The sequence below is a fragment of the Streptosporangium sp. NPDC050148 genome, assembly GCF_055586505.1.
Genome location: NZ_JBVJIA010000009.1, coordinates 1 through 21,449, shown reverse-complemented (window position 1 = coordinate 21,449; position 21,449 = coordinate 1). Strand labels below are relative to the sequence as shown.

The window sequence follows — 21,449 nt, the reverse complement described above, 5'->3', positions numbered from 1 at the left end:
GTGGGACTCCCGGGGCGTCGGGCGGTGACCCGCCGGCCCCGGCCGGGGGCACCGGCCCCGCGTTCACAGACGGCTCCACGCCTCCGTCAGCACCGAGCGGAGGATGGACTCGATCTCGTCGAACTCCGCCGGGCCGCAGATGAGCGGCGGCGCGAGCTGGACGACCGGGTCGCCGCGGTCGTCGGCGCGGCAGTACAGCCCCGCCTCGTAGAGGGCGCCGGACAGGAAGCCCCGGATGAGGCGCTCGGACTCCTCGGCGGTGAAGGTCTCCCTGGTGGCCTTGTCCTTGACCAGCTCCACGCCCCAGAAGTAGCCCGAGCCGCGCACGTCGCCGACGATCGGCAGGTCGAGCAGGCGCTCCAGGGTGGAACGGAAGACCGGCTCGTTGCGGGTGACGTGGCCGAGCAGGTCCTCGCGCTCGAACAGGTCGAGGTTGGCCAGCGCGACGGCCGAGGAGACCGGGTGCCCGCCGAAGGTGTAGCCGTGGGCGAACATCTCGCTGCCGCTCTTGAACGGCTCGAACAGCCGGTCCGAGACGATCATGGCGCCGATCGGCGAGTAGCCGCTGGTCATGCCCTTGGCGCAGGTGATGATGTCGGGGACGTAGTCGAACTTCTGCCCGCCGAACATGGTGCCGAGCCGGCCGAAGGCGCAGATGACCTCGTCCGAGACGAGCAGCACGTCGTACTCGTCGCAGATCTCCCTCAGCCGCTTGAAGTAGCCGGGCGGCGGCGGGAAGCAGCCGCCGGCGTTCTGCACCGGCTCGACGAAGACGGCGGCCACGGTGTCGGGGCCCTCCATCTCGATGGCGCGGGCGACGCGCTCGGCGGCCCAGAAGCCGTACTGCTCGGGCGTCATGCCGGGCACGCCGGTGATCTCGTCGGCCCGGTAGTGGTTGGTGTTGGGCACCCGGACCGACCCCGGGACCAGCGGCTCGAACATCTGCTTGAAGGCCGGGATGCCGGTGATCGACAGGGCGCCCTGCGGGGTGCCGTGGTAGGCCACCTGGCGGCTGATGACCTTGTGCTTGAGCGGCCTGCCGGTCAGCTTGAAGTACTGCTTGGCGAGCTTCCAGGCACTCTCGACGGCCTCGCCGCCGCCGGTGGTGAAGAAGACCCGGTTGAGGTCGCCGGGGGTCTCCGCGGCCAGGCGCTGCGCCAGCTCGACGGCCTTGGGGTGGGCGTAGGACCACAGCGGGAAGAACGCCAGCTCCTGGGCCTGCTTGGCGGCGGCCTCGGCCAGCTCGCTGCGGCCGTGCCCGGCCTGGACCACGAAGAGGCCGGCGAGCCCGTCGAGGTAGCGCTTGCCGCGCACGTCGTAGATGGAGGAGCCCTCACCCCGGACGATCATCGGCACCTCGGCGCCCTCGTACGCGCCGTGCCGGGTGAAGTGCATCCACAGGTTGTCCTGTGCGGCCTTCATGAGCGAGGCCACGTCGGTGTTCTCAGGGTGCGTCATGGCGATCTTTCCTCGTTGAGCCGGGCTCCCCACAGTCTGCACTCCAGAAAGGTTCTTGCCAAGTGAAAGCGTGGCATTGGAGTGCAAGAACCCCGGAATCCGCAAAACCGTCATGTAACAACGACGAAATCCGCGATGGTGCGGCGGGGCACGCCGGATCCGTCCGACCCCGGTTCCACCGTGCGGAACCAAGGTGTGCTGGAATCGTGCGCGGACACGGCCGTCCCGGCCGTTGTGGTGCAATGGGACGCACCAGATATAGAGATTCGAGGGAACGTCGTGACTCCTGACGAGATCGAGAACGCCGTCACCGCCGGCATGCCTCAGGCGATCGCGGACCTCAAGCGGCTCGTCGCCATCCCTTCGGTCGCCTTCCCCGGTCACCCGGAGGAGCCGGTCCACGCGGCCGCCGCGCTGACCGAGGAGCTGCTGCGCAGCACCGGCCTGCCGCACGTCCGGCAGATCCCCGTCGAGGGCAGCTTCCCGGCCGTCTACGCCGAGGCCCCGGCCCCGCCCGGCGCGCCGACCGTGCTGCTGTACGCGCACTACGACGTGCAGCCCGCCGGCGACCCCGCTCTCTGGCGCACCTCGCCCTTCGAGCCGACCGAGATCGACGGCGCGATCTACGGCCGCGGCGCGGCCGACGACAAGTCCGGGGTCCTCTCGCACGTCGCGGCGCTCCGCGCCTTCCAGGGCCGCTTCCCGGTCGGCGTCAGGGTCGTCGTCGAGGGCCAGGAGGAGTACGCGGGCGAGCGGCTGGAGTCCTTCGTCGAGCAGAACCCCGAGCTGTTCCGCGCCGACGCGATCGTGGTCGCCGACACCGGCAACCCCAGGGTGGGCGACCCGTCGGTGACGACCTCGCTGCGCGGCATGGGCGCCTTCACGATCGAGGTGCGCACCCTGCGGGAGTCACTGCACAGCGGCTCGTTCGGCGGCGCCGCCCCGGACGCCCTGGCCGCGCTGATCCGGATGCTGGCCGCCCTGCACGACGACCACGGCGACATCCGGGTGCCGGGCCTGCCGCGCGGCAGCTTCCTCGGCGCCGGCCCGTCGGAGGAGGAGTTCCGGGCCACCGCGGGCGTGCTGGACGGCGTCTCGCTGGTCGGCTCGGGATCGCTGGCCGACCGGCTGTGGGCCTCGTACGCCATCACGGTCACCGGCCTGGACGTGCCGTCGGTCTCCGGCGCCATCAACGCGGTCCAGGCCGTCGCCAGGGCCAGGGTGACCGTGCGGGTGCCCCCCGCGGGCGACCCCAAGACGACCGTCGAGGCCGTGGTCGACTTCCTGCGGCAGGTCGCCCCCTGGGGCGTCCAGGTCGAGGTCGGCGAGTACAACATGGGCTCGGGCTACCTCGCCGACACCGGTGGCGCCGCCCGCTCCGCGCTGAACCGGGCGATGGAACGTGCCTTCGGCCGTCCCCCGCGCGACATCGGCGCCGGCGGCTCGATCCCGCTCGTCTCCACCCTCGTCCGGCAGTTCCCGGCCGCCACGGTCCTGCTCTTCGGCGCCGAGGACGACGACGCGGCGATCCACGCCCCGAACGAGCGGGTCGACATCGAGGAGTTCCGCCGCACCGCCACCGCCGAGGCGCTCTTCCTGCACGAGTACGGCTCCGCGACCGCCTGACGGCCGTCCGGCCCCGTCCGCCGGGGGCGTCGCTTCGAGCGCGCCCCCGGTGGAACGACCCTTCGGTGGACGGCCCTTCGCGGGGGGCCTCTCGACCGCTCCTCAGAGAGGACGGGCGGCCCCACGCGGGGACGGGGTGGCCCCCCGGCGGAGGGACAGGTCTCTTCTCAGCGGACGGGCAGGTCGTAGGTCCGGCGGACGCTGGTGGGGGCGGCGCTCAGGTCGGCGCCGTAGATGTGCAGCGAGATCGCGGTCTCGTCGCCCGTGTTGTGCACCCGGTGGATGTCCCCGGGAGGGGCGAAGCCGCTGACCTCCCCGGTCAGGTTGGCCGTGCGGCCGATCTCGGTCAGGTGGTCACCGTGGTCGCGGTAGAGGGTCTCGTACTCGACCCCCTGCAGGACCCCGAACACGCACCAGGCGATGTGGTCGTGGATCACCGTCTTCTGGCCGGGCCGCCAGACCACGGCCACGACCGAGAAGGTCTCCTCGGTGTGCAGGGTGTGCGCGGCGTAGTGGTCGGGGTCGCCGAGGCGCTCGGTCTCGGTGAGGATCTCCGGGGACGGGAGCCGTTCACGCAGCAGACCGGCCACGGCGAAGGCGGTGGCCCGGGGTCCGGCGGAGGAGGCGGTGAGCTCCCGGACTCCCTCGACCAACTCGGCCAGGCCCGGGCGGGTGAGCGTCAACGTCGTCATGGATCCAGGATGCTCCGGACGACCCATAACGTCTAATGCGCATTTATCCCCTGATTCATCGATAAAGTTAATACATGCTGGATATCGTGCGTCTCCGTGTTCTCGCGGCCGTGTCCCGGCACGGGTCGGTGACCGCAGCGGCCAGGGAACTGCACTACTCGCAGCCCTCGGTCAGCCACCACCTGGCCAAGCTGGAGGCCGAGACCGGCGCCAAGCTGATCCAGCGGGCCGGGCGGGGCATCAGGCTGACCGAGGCGGGCCGCCTGCTGGCCGAGCGCGCCGTCGAGATCATCGGCCGGCTCGACTCCGCGTCCGCCGAGCTCTCGGCCCACGTGGGCCTGCGCGCCGGACGGGTCAGGCTGGCCGCCTTCCCCTCGGCGCTGGGGACGTTCGTGCCGAGGGCCGCCGCCGCCCTCGCCGGGGAGCACCCGGGCCTGGAGCTCCGGCTGACCGAGACCGAGCCCCCGGACGCGCTGCGCATGCTTCGGGCGGGCTACGTGGACGTGGCCGTGATCTTCCGCTACGACGGCACCGCCCCCGAGGCCGACGGGATCCGCCTGCTCCACCTGCTGGACGACCCCAGCTACCTGGTCATCCCGGAGGCCGCGAGCGCCGCGGTCCCCGGGGCCGACGGCGGTCTCGCCTCCTACCGGGACTCCCGCTGGATCGGGGGGTGCGACCGGTGCCGTACGCACCTGCTGGAGCTGTGCGACAGGGCGGGCTTCGAACCGGAGATCGCCTTCACGACCGACGACGGCGTCGCCGTCCAGGCCCTGGTCGCCGCCGGGGTGGGGGTGACCGCCCTGCCCGGTCTGGCCCTGCGGGCCCACCGGAACCCGGACGTCACCGCGATCGAGCTGCCCGGCTCGACCCGCCACGTCTACGCGGCCACCTACGGCGAGCCCCCCGATCCCCCGGCCACCACGGCCCTGCTGACCGCGCTGACCTCGGTGACGCGCCCCTAGCGACCCGCCCGTCCCGGGCCTTCCGGCCGGGATCCGGGCGGGATCCGGGCCAGGACCGGGACCGGGACCGGATCGGAGCCGGGGCCGGATCGGAGCCGGGGCCGGAGCCGGGACCGGGGCCGGAGCCGGGACCGGGCGGAAAATGTGAGGCGCCGGGAGAGAGGACGACCCTACGATCCGGGTATGCCGGATCCGACAGCCCTCGCGCTCTTCGTCGCCGCCACCCTCACCCTGCTGCTCGTCCCGGGGCCCGCGGTCGTCTACATCGTGACCCGCAGCGTCGCGCAGGGCCGCTCGGCCGGTCTGGTGTCGGTGCTGGGCATCCACCTCGGCTCGCTGGTCCACGTGGCCGCCGCCGCGTTCGGCATCAGCGCCCTGCTCGCCACCTCGGCGACCGGATTCATGATCGTCAAGTACCTGGGCGCGGCCTACCTGATCTGGCTGGGCGTGCGCAGGCTGACCGCGCGGCCGGACGCGGACGAGACCGTCGAGGCCCCGGTCGCCGGCAGGTCCCGGCTGTTCTGGGAGGGCTTCGTGGTCAACGTGCTCAACCCGAAGACCGCGATCTTCTTCCTGGCCTTCCTGCCGCAGTTCACCGATCCGGCCGCCGGGCCGATCGCCCCGCAGATCGTGCTGCTCGGCCTGGTCTGGACCCTGCTCGGCCTGGTCAGCGACGGCGCCTACGCCCTGCTCGCCTCGGCCATGGCCGGCCGCCTGCGCCGTTCGGCCCGCGCCCGCCGCCGCCTCGACGTCACCAGCGGCGTCGTCTACCTGGGCATGGGCGCCGTCGCGGCCCTCAGCGGCGAGAGTGCGGCCGCCAAGGCCTGACGGTGCCCCCGCCGGAGGGCCCTCGGTGCCGGAGGGACCTGACGGCCGGAACGCCCGTCCGCCCGGGAGAGTCAGGAGAACCGGTAGGTGGTGGAGGAGGTGTACTCCTCCCCCGGGCGCAGCACCACCGAGGGGAAGTCCGGCCGGTTGGGCGAGTCCGGGAAGTGCTGGGTCTCCAGGCACAGTCCCGCGTACCTGTCGTAGGCGGTGGCGACGCCGTCCAGCATGTTGCCGGTGTAGAACTGCACGCCGGGCTCGGTGGTGGTGACCGTCATGACCAGCCCGCCGGTCGGCTCGCTCACCTCGATGACGGCGCCGCCGGCACCGCCGTCGCCGCTCCGCAGCACGTAGCAGTGGTCGTAGCCGTTGCCCAGTGCCGGATCGTCGATCCGCTCGCCGATCCGGTGCGGCGCGGTGAAGTCGAACGGGGTGCCCGCGACCGGGGCGAGCTCCCCGGTCGGGATGAGCGTGTCGTCCACCGGCAGGTAGTGGTCGGCGTCCATCCGGACCACGTGCCCCAGCACGTCACCGCCACCGGCGAGGTTGAAGTAGGAGTGGTTGGTGAGGTTCAGCACGGTCGGCGCGTCGGTGACCGCCCGGTAGTCCAGCCGGATCGCGTCCTCGTCCAGCGTGTAGGTGACCGAGGCGTCGAGCGTGCCGGGGTAGCCCTGCTCGCCGTCGGGGCTGACGTGGCGCAGGGTCATCGCGGTGTCCGAGGCGTCGACGACCTGCCAGACGCGCCGGTCGAAGCCGTCCGTCCCGCCGTGCAGGCTGTTGGGGCCGTTGTTGACCGGCAGCTCGTAGGTCCGGCCGTCGAGGGTGAAGCGCCCGCCGGCGATGCGGTTGCCGTACCGGCCGACCACGGCGCCGAAGTAGCGGCTGCGCGTGAAGTAGTCGGCGAGGTCGGGGTAGCCGAGGACCACGTTCGTCCCGGAGACCTCCAGGGTCTGCAGGATCGCCCCGTAGCTGAGGATCGAGGCGTGCATCCGCCCCTTCGACAGCACGTGCCGCTCGACCGGCTCGCCCGACGGGGTGGTTCCGACGTTCATTTCTGCGCCTCTCCGGTGGATTCGCGGACGACCAGGCTGGTCTCCAGGGTCGCCAGGGTGGGCGTGGCTCCGTCGCCGAAGGAGTGCAGCAGCAGATCGACGGCCATCCGCCCGGCGGCGGCCGTGGGCATGGCCACGGTGGTCAGTTTGGGGCGGTTCAGCCGGCCGGACACGATGTCGTCGACGCCGACCACGCTGATCTCGCCGGGGACGCGGACGCCCCGCTCGTACAGTCCCTCGATGAGCCCGATGGCGACCAGGTCGTTGTAGGCGAGCACGCCCGTGACCCCCGAGCCGATCACCTCGGCCGCGGCGGCGAGACCGCCCCGCTCGGTGGGCGCGTTCGGGCCCATGATCACCACCTCGACCCCCTCGGCGGCGGCCGCGGCGGCGCACATCTCGCCGCTGGTCCACGAGCCGGAGGGGCCGGACAGCAGCGCGATCCTGCGGTGGCCGAGCCCGGCCAGGTGCTCGATCGCGAGCCGGGCGCCCTGGCCGATGTCCATCAGTATCGTCGGCATGCCCTTCACCCGGCGGTTGACCACCACGAACGGCACGTCGGCGTGCAGGCGTTCTATCACCCGGTTGGAGAGCCGGGGACTGCACAGCAGCACCCCGTCCACCTGCTTGGCGAGGGTGTGGATCAGCTCCTCCTCGACCAGCGGGTCCTCGTCGGTGTCGGCCACGAACACGTGGTAGTCGCGGGCCCTGGCGTGCGCCTGGGCGGCCTTGATCAGCGGGGGGAAGAAGGGGTTGGAGATGTCGGCGACGATGAGGCCGATGTTGTGGGTCCTGCCGGTGGTCAGGGCGCGCGCGGCGCGGTTGGGCCGGTAGCCGAGGTCCTCGGCGACGGCCAGCACGCGGTTACGGGTCTCGCTGTTGACCAGGTGCGGCGCCGAGAACGTGCGGGACACGGTCGAGACGTGCACTCCCGACGCCCGCGCCACGTCCCTGATCGTCGCTGCCACCGTACTCCTCCGTCGCGACCCTCCTGCGGGTCCTGGAGAACATTAGTGCAAGCGGTTGTACCGCTGTCAACGACCGAATCCGACGATTCCCGGAAGGTTCCGGCATCCTATCCGGACCGCTGAAAGTTGCAAATATCGAAAAATGGGCAGATAAGCGGGCGTTTACCAAATTGGGCCCTTGACGTTGCCGGGAGATGTCCGCAATGTTTCATGCAACCGGTTGCAGTTCCTGACGCCGACTCGGAAGGAGGTTGCCGGTCATGGCAATCACCCCGACGAGTCCCCGGACGCGCCGCCGTCCCGGTCGTGCCGCCAGGACCCCCTACGTGCTGATCGCACCCGCGGTGATCGCCATGCTGGGTTTTCTCGTCTACCCGATGGCCGGCGTCCTCTACTACAGCCTCCAGCACTACAACGTCACCAGGCCCTGGGACAACGGCTTCGCCGGACTGGAGAACTTCCGCACGCTGCTGTTCGAGGACCCCCTGTTCTGGCAGAGCCTGGGCTTCAGCCTCAAATGGGTCGGCGTCGAGGTCGCCCTGCAACTGGTCCTCGGCCTGGCCCTGGCGTTGATCGTGAACGAGACCTTCGTCGGCCGCGGGCTGGCCCGCGCGACGGTCTTCTCCCCCTGGGCGGTCTCCGGGGTGCTGACGACCGGCATCTGGATCCTGCTCTACAACCCGACGACCGGGCTGTCCCGCTACCTCGCCGACCTGGGGCTGATGCGGTACGGGGCCGCGCCGCTGGCCGACCCCGACACGGTCTTCTGGGCGGCGGTGCTCGCCGAGCTCTGGCGCGGGGTGCCGTTCTTCGCGATCCTGCTGCTGGCCGACCTGCAAACGATCTCCAAAGAGCTCTACGAGGCGGCCTCGGTGGACGGGGCCGCGCGGCTGCGGCGCTTCGTGCACATCACGCTCCCCCACCTCAAGGACGCGATCATCCTGTCCACGCTGCTGCGCTGCGTGTGGGAGTTCAACAACGTCGACCTGCTCTACACGCTGACCGGCGGCGGCCCGGCGCACGCCACCACCACGCTGCCGCTGTACGTGGCCGCCAAGGCCGTGCAGTCCCACGACTTCGGATACGGCTCGGCGCTGACGACCGTCGCCTTCCTGATCCTGACCTTCTTCTCGATCGCCTACCTGCGGCTGAGCAGGTTCGGAGCGAAGCCATGACCCTCCAGACGGCCGAACGGCCGCGGCTGGCCCCGCCCGCGACCGCGCCGCGGCCCGGACGGCAGGACCGGGGACGGGCCCGCCGGTGGGAGATCTGGGTCCCCCTCGGGCTGTACCTGCTGTTCACGCTGGTGCCCTTCTACTGGATGCTGGTCTTCGCGTTCCGGCCCCGCGGGTCGACCTCGCTGCTGCCCTGGCCGATCACGTTCGACAACTTCGCGACGGTCTGGAACGACCTGAGCTTCGCGCTCTTCTTCAGGAACAGCTTGATGGTCGGTGTCGCCTCGCTGGTGATGACCACCGTGGTCGCCCTGGCCGGCGGCTACGCCCTGGCCAGGTACGAGTTCCGCGGCCGGACACCGTTCATGATCGGGATGCTCTGCACCCAGTTCATCCCCGGCGCGATGATGCTGATCCCGCTCTTCGAGATCTTCCGTACCCTCGGCCTGGTCAACTCGCTGTGGAGCCTGGTGATCGCCGAGACGGTCTTCCAGCTGCCGCTCTCGCTCATTCTGCTCGGCGGCTTCATCAGGAACATCCCGGTGGAGCTGGAGCAGGCCGCCTGGGTGGACGGATGCGGCCGGCTCCGCGGCTTCTTCGCGGTCGTGCTGCCGCTGCTGCGCCCGGCGCTGGTCGCGGTCGGCTCGTTCGCCTTCATCCACAGCTGGAACAACTTCCTGTTCGCGCTGATGTTCATCAGCGAGCAGGAGAAGTTCACGGTGCCGGTCGGCCTCGCGTACACCCTGGGCGAGTTCAGCGTGGACTTCGGCGCCCTGGCCGCGGGCGGCGTCGTCGCGGCGGTGCCGGTCGTCCTGGTCTTCGCGGTGATCCAGCGCTACCTGGTGCAGGGCATGTCGGCCGGGGCGGTGAAGGGATGACGTCCTCCGCGAGCTCCGCGAGCTCCGCGAGCTCCGCGAAGCCGTCCCCGGGCCCGGCGACGGCCCCGGGCCCGGCCACCGAGATGGGGAACCCGTGAGGCCCGGACTGCGATGGGAGGCGGCGTGATGGAACCGGTTCGCGTGGTACTGGCCGGGGCGCACGGGCACGGCTGGTGGCACCTGTCGAACGTGCGGAGGCTGGCCGAGGCCGGGCTGGTGGAGCTGGTCGGGGTGTGCGACGTCCGGCCGGTCGACGGCCTGCCGGACGGGACGGAGTTCTCCGGCGACCTGGCCGCCCTGATCGGGCGTACCGGAGCCGAGGTGACGATCCTGTGCACGCCCATCCACACCCACGCGGACCTGGCGGAGAAGGCGCTGCTCGCCGGCACGCACCTGCTGCTGGAGAAGCCGCCCGCCGCCACGTACGCCGACTACCTGCGGATCGCGGGGACGGCGCGCCGGACCGGGCTCGCCTGCCAGGTCGGTTTCCAGAGCCTGGGATCGGAGGCCGTCCCCGCGGTGCGGAGGATGATCGCCGAGGGGGCGATCGGCCGGGTCACCGGGATCGGCGCGGCGGGCGCGTGGGAACGGCCCTACTCCTACTACGGCCGGGTCTCCTGGGCCGGCAGGCGTGAGGTGGACGGCGTACCGGTCGTGGACGGCGCCCTCACCAACCCGCTCGCGCACGCGACCGCGACCGCGCTGGCCGTCTCCGGGGCCGAGGTGCGGGACGTCGAGGTCGAGCTCTACCGGGCCAACGCGATCGAGGCGGACGACACCTCGTGCGTGCGGCTGCGGATGGACGACCGGACCACGGTGACGGTCGCGGTCTCGCTCTGCGCGGACCGGCGGCACGAGCCGTACCTGATCGTGCACGGCGAGCGGGGACGGATCAGGCTGACCTACACCGAGGACCGGATCGAGTTCGACGGGACCTCGGTCGTGCACCCCAGGACCGACCTGCTGGAGAACCTCGTCGCGCACCTGCGCGACGGCGCGGAGCTGCTGGTGCCGCTGGAGAGGACCGCGGGTTTCATGCGCGTCCTGGAGGCGGTACGGCTGGCGCCCCCGCCCCGGGCCATCCCGGACGTGTTCCAGGAGGTGGGCACCGAGCGCCGGGTGCTGCCCAGGATCGCCGAGGTGACGGCGGCGAGCGCGGAACGGCTGGCGCTCTACTCGGAGCTGCGGGTGCCCTGGAGCAGGCCCTTCCCCGGAGCCGAGACCGGGACCGGCGACCCGGCGGGCGTCGCGCCGGGCCCTTCCGCGAGCCCCTCGCCGGGCGTCTCCGAGGGAGCGGCGCGGCCGGAGGCGGGAGCGGTCCCGCCGGGGCCGGGGGCGGTCCGGCCTGAGCCGGCGCGGCCGGTGCTGGTGGCGCACGGCCGCAAGGTCGCCGAGTACGTCGTGGCGCCCGACATGCCGCGGACGTCCTCCCCCCGGCCGTACCTGCACCCGGTGCGGACGCTGGCCGGCACGACCGTCACCGAGGTCGCGCCCGCCGACCACCCGCACCACCTGGGCGTGTGCGTCGCCATCTCCGACCTGGGCGGGGGCAACTTCTGGGGAGGCCGCACCTACGTCCGCGACGCCGGTCCGTCCTGGCTCGGCGACCACGGCGTGCAGCGGCACCTGGAGTTCACCTGGTCGGACGCGTCGGGGTTCGGGCAGGCACTGGCCTGGGAGGGCCCGGACGGCACCGAGACGGCCCGCGAGGCGCGGAGCGTGCGGGCGGTGGAGCTCATCGGCTGCTGGGCGCTGGAGGTGTCGTTCACGCTGACGAACCTCACCGGCGAGCCGCTGGTGATCCGGAGCTCGGCCACCAAGGGCCGCGCGGGCGCCGGGTACGGCGGGTTCTTCTGGCGGGCCCCCGCGTCCTCCGCAGACCGCCGGGTCTTCACCGCGGACGCCGAGGGCGAGCCGGCCGTGCACGGCTCGACGGCGCCCTGGCTGGCCATGACGGCGCGGAAGTGGACCCTGGTGTTCGTGCAGCGGGACGATCCCTGGTTCGTCCGGGTGGAGGAGTACCCGGGGGTGGGCGCGGCGCTCGCCTGGGACACCCCCCTGGTGGTCGAGAACGTCCTCCGGCGGCGGGTGGTCACCGTCGTCGCGGACGGGCGGCTGAGCCCGCGCGAGGCCGCGGCGCTCGCCGAGGAGGTCGCGTGGTGACGGGCCGGGCGCGGCGGGGTCTCCCGCCGAGGGCCGCGTACCCGTACGGTCACACCACGTCGGGGGAGACGAAAGAGAGAGGTGGAGGGCAATGATCTCACGCGCGAAGCGCCTGGCGGTCCTGGTCGTGACCGTGACCATGGGCACCGGCCTGGCCGCCTGCGGTTCGGACGAGCCGTCGGCCTCCGAAGGCGGGAAGACCACGCTGACCTTCTGGGACGACAACGGCGGCCCCGCGCGCACCCCGGTGTGGCGGCACATCATCGCCGAGTTCAACAAGGTCAACCCCGGAATCCAGGTCAGGTACGTCGGCATCCCGATCGCCCAGGCCCAGCAGAAGTACGACACCGCCATCGCCGGCGGCGGCCTGCCCGACGTGGGAGGCATGTCCACCGCGATGCTCGCCGGCCTGGTCGCGCAGAAGGCGCTGGAACCGCTGGACGACCGGCTCTCGGGCGGCGCGCTGAACGGCAGGCTGAACGAGCAGGTGCTGTCCACGGTCAAGAACACCGTGCCGGACGGCAGGACCTACATGGTCCCCCTGTCCACCAACATGGGCGTCTTCTGGTACCGGACCGACTGGTTCAAGGAGGCCGGCCTCCGGCCGCCCAGGACCTGGGACGACTTCTTCACCGCCACCGAGAGGCTCACCGACACCGCGCGGAACCGCTACGGCTTCACCCTCCGCGGCGGCGCCGGCTCGATCGCGCAGATGCTGGAGGTCGTGTACGGGCAGTCCGGCATCACCGAGATCTTCGACGCCTCCGGCAGGTCGACCGTCAACGACCCGAGGAACGTGGAGGCCCTCACCCGGCTGGCCGGGCTGTACAAGAAGGTCACGCCCGAGGCCGACATCGGCAACGACTACACGAAGATGGTCGCCCAGTTCGACGGAGGCAACATCGGGATCATGCAGCACAACCTGGGCTCGTACCAGGACCACGCCAAGACGCTCGGCGCGGGCAAGGTGGCCGCGATGGCCGTGCCCGCGTCCTCGTCCGGCGCCCGCTCGATCCTGTCCAACCCGGTCTCGGGCATCGGCGTGTTCGCCTCCGGCGGGAACAAGGACGCGGCGTACCGGTTCGCCGAGTTCGTCGCCTCCAAGGAGATGAACAGTTACTGGTCGGAGAAGACCGGTGTGCTCCCGGCCAACACCGACGTCGCCGACGAGCCCTGGGTCGCCGGGCTGCAGCACGTCTCCACCGCGCTCAAGGTCCTCAACGACCCGGCGACGAAGGTCGTGCAGATGCCCTACCACCTGCCGGAGTTCAACGCGATCACCAAGACCGACATGGAGCCCGAGTTCCAGAAGGTCCTTCAGGGCTCCCTGCCCGCCAAGGACTTCCTGGACGCGTTCGCGGCCAAGCTGACCGAGGCGCAGACGTCGTACAGACAGCGCAACGGCGGCTGAGCCCCACAGACCGGAGGTGGGTGCGTCTCTCCTGACCGGGGCGCGCCCGCCTCCCACCACCCGGAAGGCTCTCGGGGACCGTACGGAGCCTCCTTCCGCCTGACCCGTGAAGGAACCACCATGAAACGAGCCGTCGCGCTCACCGCCCTGCTCTCCCTGGCGGTCCTGGCCGCCCCGGCCGCCTCCGCCACCGCCGTCTCCCCGTCCTCCGGCTCCGCCTCGTTCCAGGGCCCACGGCCGGACCTGGGACGCCAGACCCTGCCTGCGGGTGACGGCTGGGCCTCCGAGGGCACCGGCACCACCGGGGGCGCCGCCGCGCCCGCCTCGAACGTGCACGTCGTCTCCACCCGCACCGAGCTGGCCACCGCGCTCGCCGCCCCCTCACCGTCGATCGTCTACGTGAAGGGGACGATCGCCCCCGAGAGCACCTGCGCCGACTACGTCACCGGCGGCTACACGCTGGAGGGCTACCTCGCCGCGTACGACCCGGCGGTGTGGGGCAGGACGGCCAAGCCGTCGGGCCCGCTGGAGGCCGCCCGCGTCGCCTCGGCCGCCCGGCAGACCTCCGACATCAAGCTCAAGGTCCGCTCCGGCACCACCGTCGTCGGCCTGGGCAGGGACGCCCGCATCCGCGGCCTCAACCTGCACGTCGACAAGGCCGACAGCGTCATCATCCGCAACATCACCTTCGAGGACACCGCCGACTGCTTCCCGCAGTGGGACCCGACCGACGGCGCCGAGGGCAACTGGAACTCCCTCTACGACAACATCACGGTGACCGGCTCCACGCACGTGTGGGTCGACCACAACACCTTCACCGACGGCGACAACCCCGACTCCGCCCAGCCGCGCCACTTCGGCAGGCCGTACCAGGTCCACGACGGCCAGCTCGACATCACCAACGCCTCCAACTTCGTCACCGCGTCCTGGAACCGGTTCTCCGGCCACGACAAGACGATGCTGATCGGCTCGACCAACAACCCGGCGAACGACGCGGGCAAGCTGAACGTCACCATCCACCACAACCACTTCGAGAACGTGCTCCAGCGGCTCCCGCGCGTGCGCTTCGGCCAGGTGCACGTCTACAACAACTACTACGAGATCCCCGACGCCGAGACCTTCTCCTACGCCCTGGGCGTGGGCGTGCAGTCGCAGATCTTCTCCGAGAACAACTTCTTCCGCCTGGGCCGCGCAGTGGACCCGGCCTCGATCGTCCGCAACTGGGGCGGCACCGCCATGACCTCCCGCGGCGACGTGCTCCGCGTCGGGGGCCGGGTCGTCCCGATCGACCTCGTCGCGGTCCACAACGCGGTCAACGACCCCGACCTGGGCGCGGACGCGGGCTGGACGCCGGTCCTGCACACCGGGATCGACCCGGCCGAGTCGGTGCGCCGCTCGGTCTCCCGCCACGCGGGCGCGGGCGAGCTCCGCTAGGAGTTGTCCGGAGTTCGGATCATGTGGTTGAGGTGAGGAGCTTCAGCCACATGACCGAGCCTCGGAGGTAGAGCCCGGCCTCGTAGCTTTCCGGGGCTTTGCCGTAGCGGGTGGCCAGACCGCGCCAGGTCCTGAGCTTCTGGAAACAGCGTTCGACGGTGTTGCGCCGCCGGTAGCGCTGCGCATCGAAGCCGGCGGGCCGCCCGCCCGCTGAACCTCTCTTCTTCCGATCGGCCCGCTGATCACTCTTCTCCGGGATGACCACGGTGATCTTGCGGCGGCGCGGGTAGGAGCGGTTGGCCTTGGAGGAGCAGGCCTCGTCCGCGGCCACCGCGACCACCGCGGCAGGGCGGGTCCGAGGCCGGCCGGCCCGGCCGGCTCCTGACGCGCCCGCACGATCGTGGAGTCCACACTGACCACCTCCAGCCCGACCTGCCCACGCAAAGCGGCCTCGACGAGCAGCGCGTCCACCAACCCCTGAAACACCCCGGCCTTGGCCCAGCCACCGAACCGGGAATAGAACGTGGACCAAGACCCACACCGCTCCGGCACATCACGCCGGCCAGATCCCGTACGAAACCGCCACAAGATCCCGTCGAACCGATCACGCACCCGCCGAGGAAGCGGCCCGATGACCGCCACCGACAGATACGGCTCGATCAACGCCCCTCGGCACCCTTCACATCAAAACGCGCCACGTCCGAGTTCTACCAGCCACAGCCAGCCCGTCACCGGGCCTATCCAGGTCCGGACGCCGAACAGCTCTCCTAGGCGGGCCGGGCGGCGAGGAACTGGGTGGCGGCGAGCTCGCGGTACAGGTCGTCGGTGCCGAGCAGGTCGGCGTGGGTACCGATGGCCCTGACCCGGCCGCCCTCCATCACCACGATCTGGTCGGCACCGGTCACCGTGGACAGCCGGTGGGCGATCACCAGCACGGTGGTCTCCGAGGACACCTCGGCGATCACCTCCCGCAACAGCAGCTCGTTGACCGCGTCGAGCTGGGAGGTGGCCTCGTCCAGCAGGAGCAGGCGGGGGCGGCGCAGCAGCGCCCGCGCGATGGCCACCCGCTGGCGCTCGCCTCCGGAGAGCATGACGCCGCGATGACCCACCTCGCTGTCCAGCCCCGCGGGGAGGCGGGCGACCAGCTCCTCCAGCCGTGTCAGCCGGAGCACCCGCCCGATGGCCTCGTCCGAGGCGTGCGGCGCCGCCAGGACCAGGTTCTGCCGGAGCGTGCCGTCCAGCACCGGCGCGTCCTGCTCCACGTAGCCGAGGGCGGCGCGCAGCTCGGCCGGCCGCCACTGCCGGATGTCGCGCCCGTCGACGCTGATCTCGCCGCCCTGGCGTTCGTAGAACCGCTCCAGCAGGGCGAAGACCGTGGACTTGCCCGCCCCCGAGGGGCCGACCAGCGCCGTCACGCCACCTGCCGGGACGGCGAAGGACACCTCGTGGTGCGCCGGCGGGCGGCCGCCGCCGTAGCCGAAGGCCACGTTCTCGAACCGCACGCCGACCGGCGCCTGCAACCGGTCCGTGCCGACCGGGCCCGGCGGCGAGGTCTCCTCCGCCGGGAGGTCCTCGATCTCCCGGATCCGGCTGAGCGCCGCCAGGCCGCCCTGCACCCGGGTGACCCCCTGCAGCAGCTGGGCGATCGGCGCGACCAGGTAGAACAGGTAGAGCAGGAAGGCCACCAGCGACGACACCTGCAGGGCCCCGGAGGCGACCCGGGCCCCGCCGACGCCGAGCACCGCCACGAAGGTGAGCTGGGCGGCGCCCCAGGAGGCGGTGCCCGCGACGGAGGTCCACCAGGCGACGGCGACACCGCGGTCGCGGGCCCGGCGGGCCGCGCCGGCCACCGCGTCGATCTCCTGCTGCTCGGCGCCGGCGGCCTTGACCGTACGGAAGGCCTGCAGCACCCGGTCCAGCGCCGCGCCCATCTCCCCCACCGACTCCTGCGCCTGGACCGAGGCCCGCCGGATCCGCGGCATGACCAGGCCCACCAGCCCGCCGACCAGGACGAGCACGCCCACGGTGACCAGCAGCAGCGGCCCGTCCATGAGCGCCATCATCACCACCGCGCCCACCAGCATGAACACCGCGGTGACCGACTCGACGATCCCGTCGGTGAACACCGCGCGCAGCAAGGTGGTGTCGGAGGTGACGCGAGACAGCAGGTCGCCGGGCTTGAGCCGGTCCACCTCGCAGACGGGCAGCCGCAGCATCCGGTCCACCAGGTCGCGCCGGGCGCGGTAGACGATGCCCTCCCCCATCCGCTCCAGCACGTACCTGCCCAGCGCGCCGGCGAGCGCGCCTGCCGCGAGCACGACCACGGTCAGGCCCAGCAGCGGCCCGGCCGGTGAGCGCTGCGCGCCGAACGCCTCGACCGCCGTCTTGGCCAGCAGCGGCATCGCCAGCCCGGCCAGCGAGCCGGCCAGGGTGAGCGCCCCGCCGAGCGCCAGCAGGCCGCGGTGGGGCCGCAGGTGGTCCAGCAGCGACCGCCAGGAACCGTGCGCGCGGCTCATGCCGGGGCGGGAGCGAGGTAGGCCGGGCGAAGGGCTATGCGGCGGCGGACCTCCTCGGATCCGAAGTGGTGGTCCAGGCGCCGGGTCGCCTCGGCCCAGTCGCGCATCGAGCGGATCGAGGACAGGGTCTCCACCACGAAGGGGTCGCGCCAGCGTTCGATCGAGCGCTGCCACAGGGTGAGGGGATCGTCGGCCAGCAGGCTTCCCACGGTCCCTTCGTAGATGGGCATCGCCCGGACCTGCCCGTCGGGCTCCACCTGCATCATCGGGAAGCCGTAGCGCGCGATCATGTCGGGGTTCATCTGCAGCAGGAAGTTGTCGGTCGTCATCACCTGCACCGAGGGCGGCGCCAGGGATTGCAGGTGCGTGACGCGCTCAGGGCTCGCCAGCGTGCTCAGTTCCTGTTCGGTGAGCAGCTCGCCCTCGAAGCCGGGCCTGCTGGCCAGCCCGGACGGCAGCACGGCGCCGAAGATGAGGAACGCCATGTTCGCGAAGCGGGGGGCGACGGCGGTGCAGAACTCCTCCATCTGGTGGAGGTTGCCGCGGGTGACCACGCAGTCGATGCCGAACCTGACCTCGTGGTGCGGGGCGACCTCGTCGAGGATGGCCAGCGCCCGCATCGCCCGCTCGAACGAGCCGGCCCGCCCGCGGATCCCGTCGTGGACCTCGGCGCTGGCCCCGTCGACGCTCACGGTGATCCGGGAGAAGACCCGGACGGCGTCCCGGGCCGCCCGCGGGGTGAAGGTCCAGCCGCCGGTGTAGAGGTTGACGGCGATGCCGGCCTGCCTGATGCGCTCGGCGACGTCGAAGATCCCCCGCACCAGCAACGGTTCGCCGCCGGCGAACTCCACCGACTCCGGGCCCAGGGCGACGATCGCGTCGGCGACCCGGAGCATCTCGTCGTGGCCCAGCTGGCGAGAGGGCCGCCTGCCCGATTCGGAGTAGCAGTGCGTGCATCGCAGGGGGCAGGCATAGGTGACGTCCCAGGTGACGGTACCGGGCCCTTTGAGGCTGCTCATGGCATTCCCTTCAACGCCTGACGGTCGGTGGGCGCCAGCATGCGCGGCGCCGCTTGTGCCGCACTTGGAAGCGGCTGCAGCGTGTCCTCGGGCGCGCAGGGCACTCGCTCCCGCCTGCCACGAACCACCTGGAAACACTGTGACCTGCGCAGACAATGGTGGCGACGCTCGCTGTGACGGCGGGCGCCGTCCTCGCCACCCGCACCTGCAGTCGCTTCCAAGTGCGGCGCAAGTAGCGCCTTGCATGCTCTGAACCGCGGTCAGCCGGACACGGTCCGACGTCACGTCCGGACGTCGTGTCCGGCCCGGGGATCGCGGACGTCCGTTCCGACGACGGGGAGACGCAACCATGCACGACGAACGCGTACCGGCCGCGCACGCGGCCCTTGTCCCGGGAGCCGGCGATGGCGGTGCGTGAGCGGCTGACGCTGGAGCCGGTACCGCTGGAGCAGGTGCCCGAGGTCACCCGCTTCCTCACCGAGCTCGGCCTGGGAGCGCTGCGGCAGGACGCGATCACCGCGTTCTTCGGCCGCAACGACAGCTGGGCGGGGGTGACCGACGCCGGCGTCCCGGTCTTCGTCAAGAAGACCCTCGGCGAGGCGGACCTGGTCCGGCTCAGGGTGGAGCGGACCAGGGCGATGAGCGCGCTGCTCGACGGACACCAGGTGATCAACGCGCCCCGATTCCTGGGCGGCGACGCCGAATCCGGCCTGGTGGCCTTCACCCTGCTGCAGGACGCCCGCAGTGGAGCCGACCTCGCCTCCGACGATGACTTCACCTGGGAGCTGGCCCGCTCGGCCGGTCTGCAGATCGGAACGCTCCACACCCTTCAGGCGCCGCCGGTGGTGGCCCAGGACACCTCTCCGCCGCCGGTCCCGCCGCTCGGCCGCCTGTCGGCTCTCCCGCTGAGCGTCTACGCGGCCGCGAGCGGCGCCGAGCTGGAGGCGTGGGCGATCCTGCACAACGACCCCGCGATCGTCGAGGCGATCGGCGACCTGGCGCGGTGGGAGCGCAGCGCCCCCCGTGTCCCGGTGCACTGCGACATCCGGCTCGACCAGTTCCTGCACCACGACGACACCCTCTACCTGACCGACTGGGAGGAGGCCAGGGCGGCCGACGCCGCGCGCGACGTGGGCGCCTTCGCCGGCGAATGGCTTTACCGGGGCGTGCTCGGCATGGCCGGCGGCGACGACACCCCGAACGAGCGCGAGGTCGTCGCCAACGGCACCCGCCGCTTCGAGGCCCTGCGGCCCTGCGTCGAGTCCTTCTGGTCGGGCTACCTGCAGGCCAGGCCCGCGGCGCGCTCGGATCGCGAGCTGGCGGCCAGGGCGGCGGGTTTCGCCGGCTGGCACCTGATCGACCGGCTCATCGTGGCCGGCCACCGGCGCGGGCGGCTGTCACCCCTGGAGCGCGCCGCGGCCGGCGTCGGGCGCAGGCTCCTGCTCGACCCCGCAGCCTTCCCCACCATCCTGGGCCTTGGAGACGAACGATGACGCGGGCACTGATGCGGGCACTGGAGCGGGTACGCGTCGGCGCGGACCTGACCTCGGCCACCGTGGACGGCCGGGAGATCACCGCCGGCGGTCCCAAGGCCCTGCGCAAGGTGCTCGCCGACGCGCTGTACGAGGCCTTCCACACCGGCCGCGACCCGCACAGGGAGCAGCCGCGCAGGCCACCGCACGACCCCGGCTTCGAGCAGGAGCTTCGCGCGATGGTCCCGCACGACAGCACTCGCGTCCTGGCCACGGTGGAGCCCGGCTCGCCGGCGGTGGTCCGGCTGAACGGCGTGCGCGTGCTGATCCCGCAGGACCGGATCGGCGCCGAGGCTCGCACCGAGACCGGCGGCGAGACCCCCGGCCGGACCCGGACCGGGACCGGGACCGGGACCGGCACCGGCACCGGGACCGGGACCGGGACCGGCGGCGAGGCCGGCGGGGGGCTGTCGCGCTGGGTCACCCTGCCGGCGGTGTTGCCGGCACTGTCGCCCGGCTTCCTGCTCGTCAACGGATCGCAGGGCCACGGCATGCAGGAGGGCGCCTGCGTGCGGGTGTACGCCGGAGCCCGGACGCCCGACGCGGCCCCCGGGCTGTGGGGGGCGATGCTGGCGCGGCTGGAGGAACTGCGGCTGCCCTACCGGGCCAAGGTGCTCTCGGCCCGAGACCACTACCCCCGCCGCGACAGCGTCGTCGTCTATCTGGGGCGGCGCTCCTGGCACGCCGCCCCGGACGTCGCCGCGGCCGCGGCCGCCGCCGGCGGGCTGCGCGAGGACCTGTCCCTCTATGTCGCCGCGCTCGGCCGCGGCGTCGGCTGGGCCTGGGAGCCGCACGACCTCCGGCCGGGGATGCGCGGGCTGAGCTTCGGCGAGCACCGCTCCCAGGCCGTCGCCGCCGGGCTGGTGGCCTGCGCCGGGCAGGGCGGCGACCGGGAGCAGGCGGTGACCGAGGCGCTGCGGGCCGCCGGGGCGATGCCCGGCGCGGTGCACCGCAACCTCGCCTCGCCACCGCTCCCCTTCGAGACCACCGGACCCGAACCCGGGTCCGGAACCCGCGAGATCCAGGAAAGGAGGTGAACACCATGTCCACCGAGATCCTGATGGAGGGCGCCGACGCCTACACCTCGCTCGCCGAGGTCGCGACGGTCCCCGGCGGCGACAACCTCGAGGCCTTCCCGCCCAACAGCTGGCTCACCAGCCCGCTGTGCAGCATCGCCTACACCATCCAGTCCGGCTGCTGACGAAACCGCGTGGCGGCCTCGCGACACGTGCGGCCACGCCACGACCCCACATTCACCTGAGAGCAACAAGGAGAACACCATGTCCACTGAAATCCTGATGGAGGGCGCCGACGCCTACACCTCGCTCGCCGAGGTCGCGACGGTCCCCGGCGGCGACAACCTCGAGGCCTTCCCGCCCAACAGCTGGCTCACCAGCCCGCTGTGCAGCATCGCCTACACCATCCAGTCCGGCTGCTGAACCGGCGCTTCGAGCCTGAGCCGCAAAGGGGGTGAACACATGTCCGCGGAGATTCTGATGGAGGGCGCCGACGCCTACACCTCGCTCGCCGAGGTCGCGGCGGTCCCGGGGGTCGACACCCTTGAGGCCCTCCCGACGACGACCGACTGGATCTACAGCATCTGCACGCTGACCATCGAGGGCGGCTGCTGACGTGATTGACGTGGGGGGGGGGGGGGGGGGGGGGGGGGGGGGGGGGGGGGGGGGGGGGGGGGGGGGGGGGGGGGGGGGGGGGGGGGGGGGGGGGGGGGGGGGGG

At 72.1% G+C, this 21,449-nt stretch carries 20 protein-coding genes and 1 pseudogene; 13 read left to right on the top strand and 8 right to left on the bottom strand.

Annotated elements, in window-relative coordinates; all coding sequences use genetic code 11:
- Nucleotides 1-63 precede the first annotated feature (63 nt).
- A complete protein-coding gene (locus ACZ6RT_RS12215; RefSeq protein ID WP_399187724.1) occupies nt 64-1,458 on the bottom strand; it encodes an aspartate aminotransferase family protein in 1,395 nt (464 codons plus the stop codon).
- A gap of 279 nt (nt 1,459-1,737) precedes the next feature.
- Between ACZ6RT_RS12215 and ACZ6RT_RS12210 the strand changes: the two genes are divergently transcribed.
- Nucleotides 1,738-3,084, top strand: coding sequence for a M20/M25/M40 family metallo-hydrolase (locus ACZ6RT_RS12210; protein WP_470153385.1), 1,347 nt, complete (start codon nt 1,738-1,740; stop codon nt 3,082-3,084).
- Nucleotides 3,085-3,251: 167 nt separating this feature from the next.
- On the opposite strand, the gene ACZ6RT_RS12205 is transcribed toward ACZ6RT_RS12210, so the two are convergent.
- Entirely contained in the window at nt 3,252-3,776 is a 525-nt protein-coding gene (locus ACZ6RT_RS12205) for a cysteine dioxygenase (RefSeq protein ID WP_399187728.1), read from the bottom strand.
- Nucleotides 3,777-3,850: 74 nt separating this feature from the next.
- Here ACZ6RT_RS12205 and ACZ6RT_RS12200 point away from each other — a divergent pair, with 74 nt between their 5' ends.
- Both ACZ6RT_RS12200 and ACZ6RT_RS12195 read left to right on the top strand, forming a co-directional pair.
- Nucleotides 3,851-4,741: a LysR family transcriptional regulator gene (locus ACZ6RT_RS12200; RefSeq protein WP_470153383.1), complete on the top strand. Its 891-nt coding sequence runs from the start codon at nt 3,851-3,853 to the stop codon at nt 4,739-4,741.
- 183 nt (nt 4,742-4,924) lie between these two features.
- Entirely contained in the window at nt 4,925-5,569 is a 645-nt protein-coding gene (locus tag ACZ6RT_RS12195; protein ID WP_399187732.1) for a LysE family translocator, read from the top strand.
- 71 nt (nt 5,570-5,640) lie between these two features.
- On the opposite strand, the gene ACZ6RT_RS12190 is transcribed toward ACZ6RT_RS12195, so the two are convergent.
- Nucleotides 5,641-6,618: an aldose epimerase family protein gene (locus tag ACZ6RT_RS12190; protein WP_470153381.1), complete on the bottom strand. Its 978-nt coding sequence runs from the start codon at nt 6,616-6,618 to the stop codon at nt 5,641-5,643.
- Nucleotides 6,615-7,586 (bottom strand): LacI family DNA-binding transcriptional regulator, encoded by a 972-nt coding sequence (locus ACZ6RT_RS12185; RefSeq protein WP_399187735.1) that lies wholly within the window; start codon nt 7,584-7,586, stop codon nt 6,615-6,617. Before ACZ6RT_RS12185 ends, ACZ6RT_RS12190 begins: the two co-directional genes overlap by 4 nt.
- A 260-nt stretch (nt 7,587-7,846) precedes the next feature.
- On the opposite strand from ACZ6RT_RS12185, the gene ACZ6RT_RS12180 reads away from it, so the two are divergent.
- From ACZ6RT_RS12180 to ACZ6RT_RS12160, 5 genes are all read left to right on the top strand, one after another.
- Nucleotides 7,847-8,761, top strand: coding sequence for a carbohydrate ABC transporter permease (locus ACZ6RT_RS12180; RefSeq protein ID WP_470153379.1), 915 nt, complete (start codon nt 7,847-7,849; stop codon nt 8,759-8,761).
- Complete coding sequence (locus ACZ6RT_RS12175) at nt 8,758-9,639, top strand: carbohydrate ABC transporter permease (protein WP_399187739.1); 882 nt, start codon at nt 8,758-8,760, stop codon at nt 9,637-9,639. The genes ACZ6RT_RS12180 and ACZ6RT_RS12175 overlap by 4 nt, the downstream gene beginning before the upstream one ends.
- A gap of 126 nt (nt 9,640-9,765) precedes the next feature.
- On the top strand, nt 9,766-11,802 hold the full coding sequence (locus ACZ6RT_RS12170) for a DUF6807 family protein (RefSeq protein WP_470153377.1): 2,037 nt from the start codon (nt 9,766-9,768) through the stop codon (nt 11,800-11,802).
- Nucleotides 11,803-11,893: 91 nt separating this feature from the next.
- Nucleotides 11,894-13,213, top strand: a complete 1,320-nt coding sequence (locus tag ACZ6RT_RS12165) for an ABC transporter substrate-binding protein (RefSeq protein ID WP_399187743.1) — start codon at nt 11,894-11,896, stop codon at nt 13,211-13,213.
- Nucleotides 13,214-13,333: 120 nt separating this feature from the next.
- Nucleotides 13,334-14,647: a polysaccharide lyase family 1 protein gene (locus ACZ6RT_RS12160; protein WP_399187745.1), complete on the top strand. Its 1,314-nt coding sequence runs from the start codon at nt 13,334-13,336 to the stop codon at nt 14,645-14,647.
- A gap of 19 nt (nt 14,648-14,666) precedes the next feature.
- Here ACZ6RT_RS12160 and ACZ6RT_RS12155 read toward each other — a convergent pair whose 3' ends face one another.
- From ACZ6RT_RS12155 to ACZ6RT_RS12140, 4 genes and pseudogenes are all read right to left on the bottom strand, one after another.
- Nucleotides 14,667-14,987, bottom strand: a complete 321-nt coding sequence (locus ACZ6RT_RS12155; RefSeq protein ID WP_470153610.1) for a hypothetical protein — start codon at nt 14,985-14,987, stop codon at nt 14,667-14,669.
- 143 nt (nt 14,988-15,130) lie between these two features.
- A pseudogene (locus ACZ6RT_RS12150) lies at nt 15,131-15,310 on the bottom strand (transposase); the annotation flags it as partial.
- Between the two features lie 104 nt (nt 15,311-15,414).
- Nucleotides 15,415-17,163, bottom strand: a complete 1,749-nt coding sequence (locus ACZ6RT_RS12145; RefSeq protein WP_470153374.1) for an ABC transporter ATP-binding protein — start codon at nt 17,161-17,163, stop codon at nt 15,415-15,417.
- Entirely contained in the window at nt 17,160-18,182 is a 1,023-nt protein-coding gene (locus tag ACZ6RT_RS12140) for a radical SAM protein (protein ID WP_470153373.1), read from the bottom strand. The genes ACZ6RT_RS12145 and ACZ6RT_RS12140 overlap by 4 nt, the downstream gene beginning before the upstream one ends.
- 404 nt (nt 18,183-18,586) lie before the next feature.
- Between ACZ6RT_RS12140 and lxmK the strand changes: the two genes are divergently transcribed.
- The 5 genes from lxmK to ACZ6RT_RS12115 all read left to right on the top strand — a co-directional run bounded on the left by lxmK (nt 18,587) and on the right by ACZ6RT_RS12115 (nt 21,345).
- A complete protein-coding gene (gene lxmK / locus ACZ6RT_RS12135) occupies nt 18,587-19,675 on the top strand; it encodes a class V lanthionine synthetase subunit LxmK (RefSeq protein ID WP_399187753.1) in 1,089 nt (362 codons plus the stop codon).
- Nucleotides 19,672-20,751: a T3SS effector HopA1 family protein gene (locus ACZ6RT_RS12130; RefSeq protein ID WP_470153371.1), complete on the top strand. Its 1,080-nt coding sequence runs from the start codon at nt 19,672-19,674 to the stop codon at nt 20,749-20,751. The genes lxmK and ACZ6RT_RS12130 overlap by 4 nt, the downstream gene beginning before the upstream one ends.
- Nucleotides 20,752-20,756: 5 nt before the next feature.
- A complete protein-coding gene (locus ACZ6RT_RS12125) occupies nt 20,757-20,915 on the top strand; it encodes a hypothetical protein (RefSeq protein ID WP_344941908.1) in 159 nt (52 codons plus the stop codon).
- A 79-nt stretch (nt 20,916-20,994) separates the two neighbouring features.
- The gene (locus ACZ6RT_RS12120) at nt 20,995-21,153 is read left to right on the top strand and encodes a hypothetical protein (RefSeq protein WP_344941908.1); all 159 of its coding nucleotides are present in this window, start codon (nt 20,995-20,997) and stop codon (nt 21,151-21,153) included.
- A gap of 39 nt (nt 21,154-21,192) precedes the next feature.
- The gene (locus tag ACZ6RT_RS12115) at nt 21,193-21,345 is read left to right on the top strand and encodes a hypothetical protein (protein ID WP_362692048.1); all 153 of its coding nucleotides are present in this window, start codon (nt 21,193-21,195) and stop codon (nt 21,343-21,345) included.
- Nucleotides 21,346-21,449: the final 104 nt, after the last annotated feature.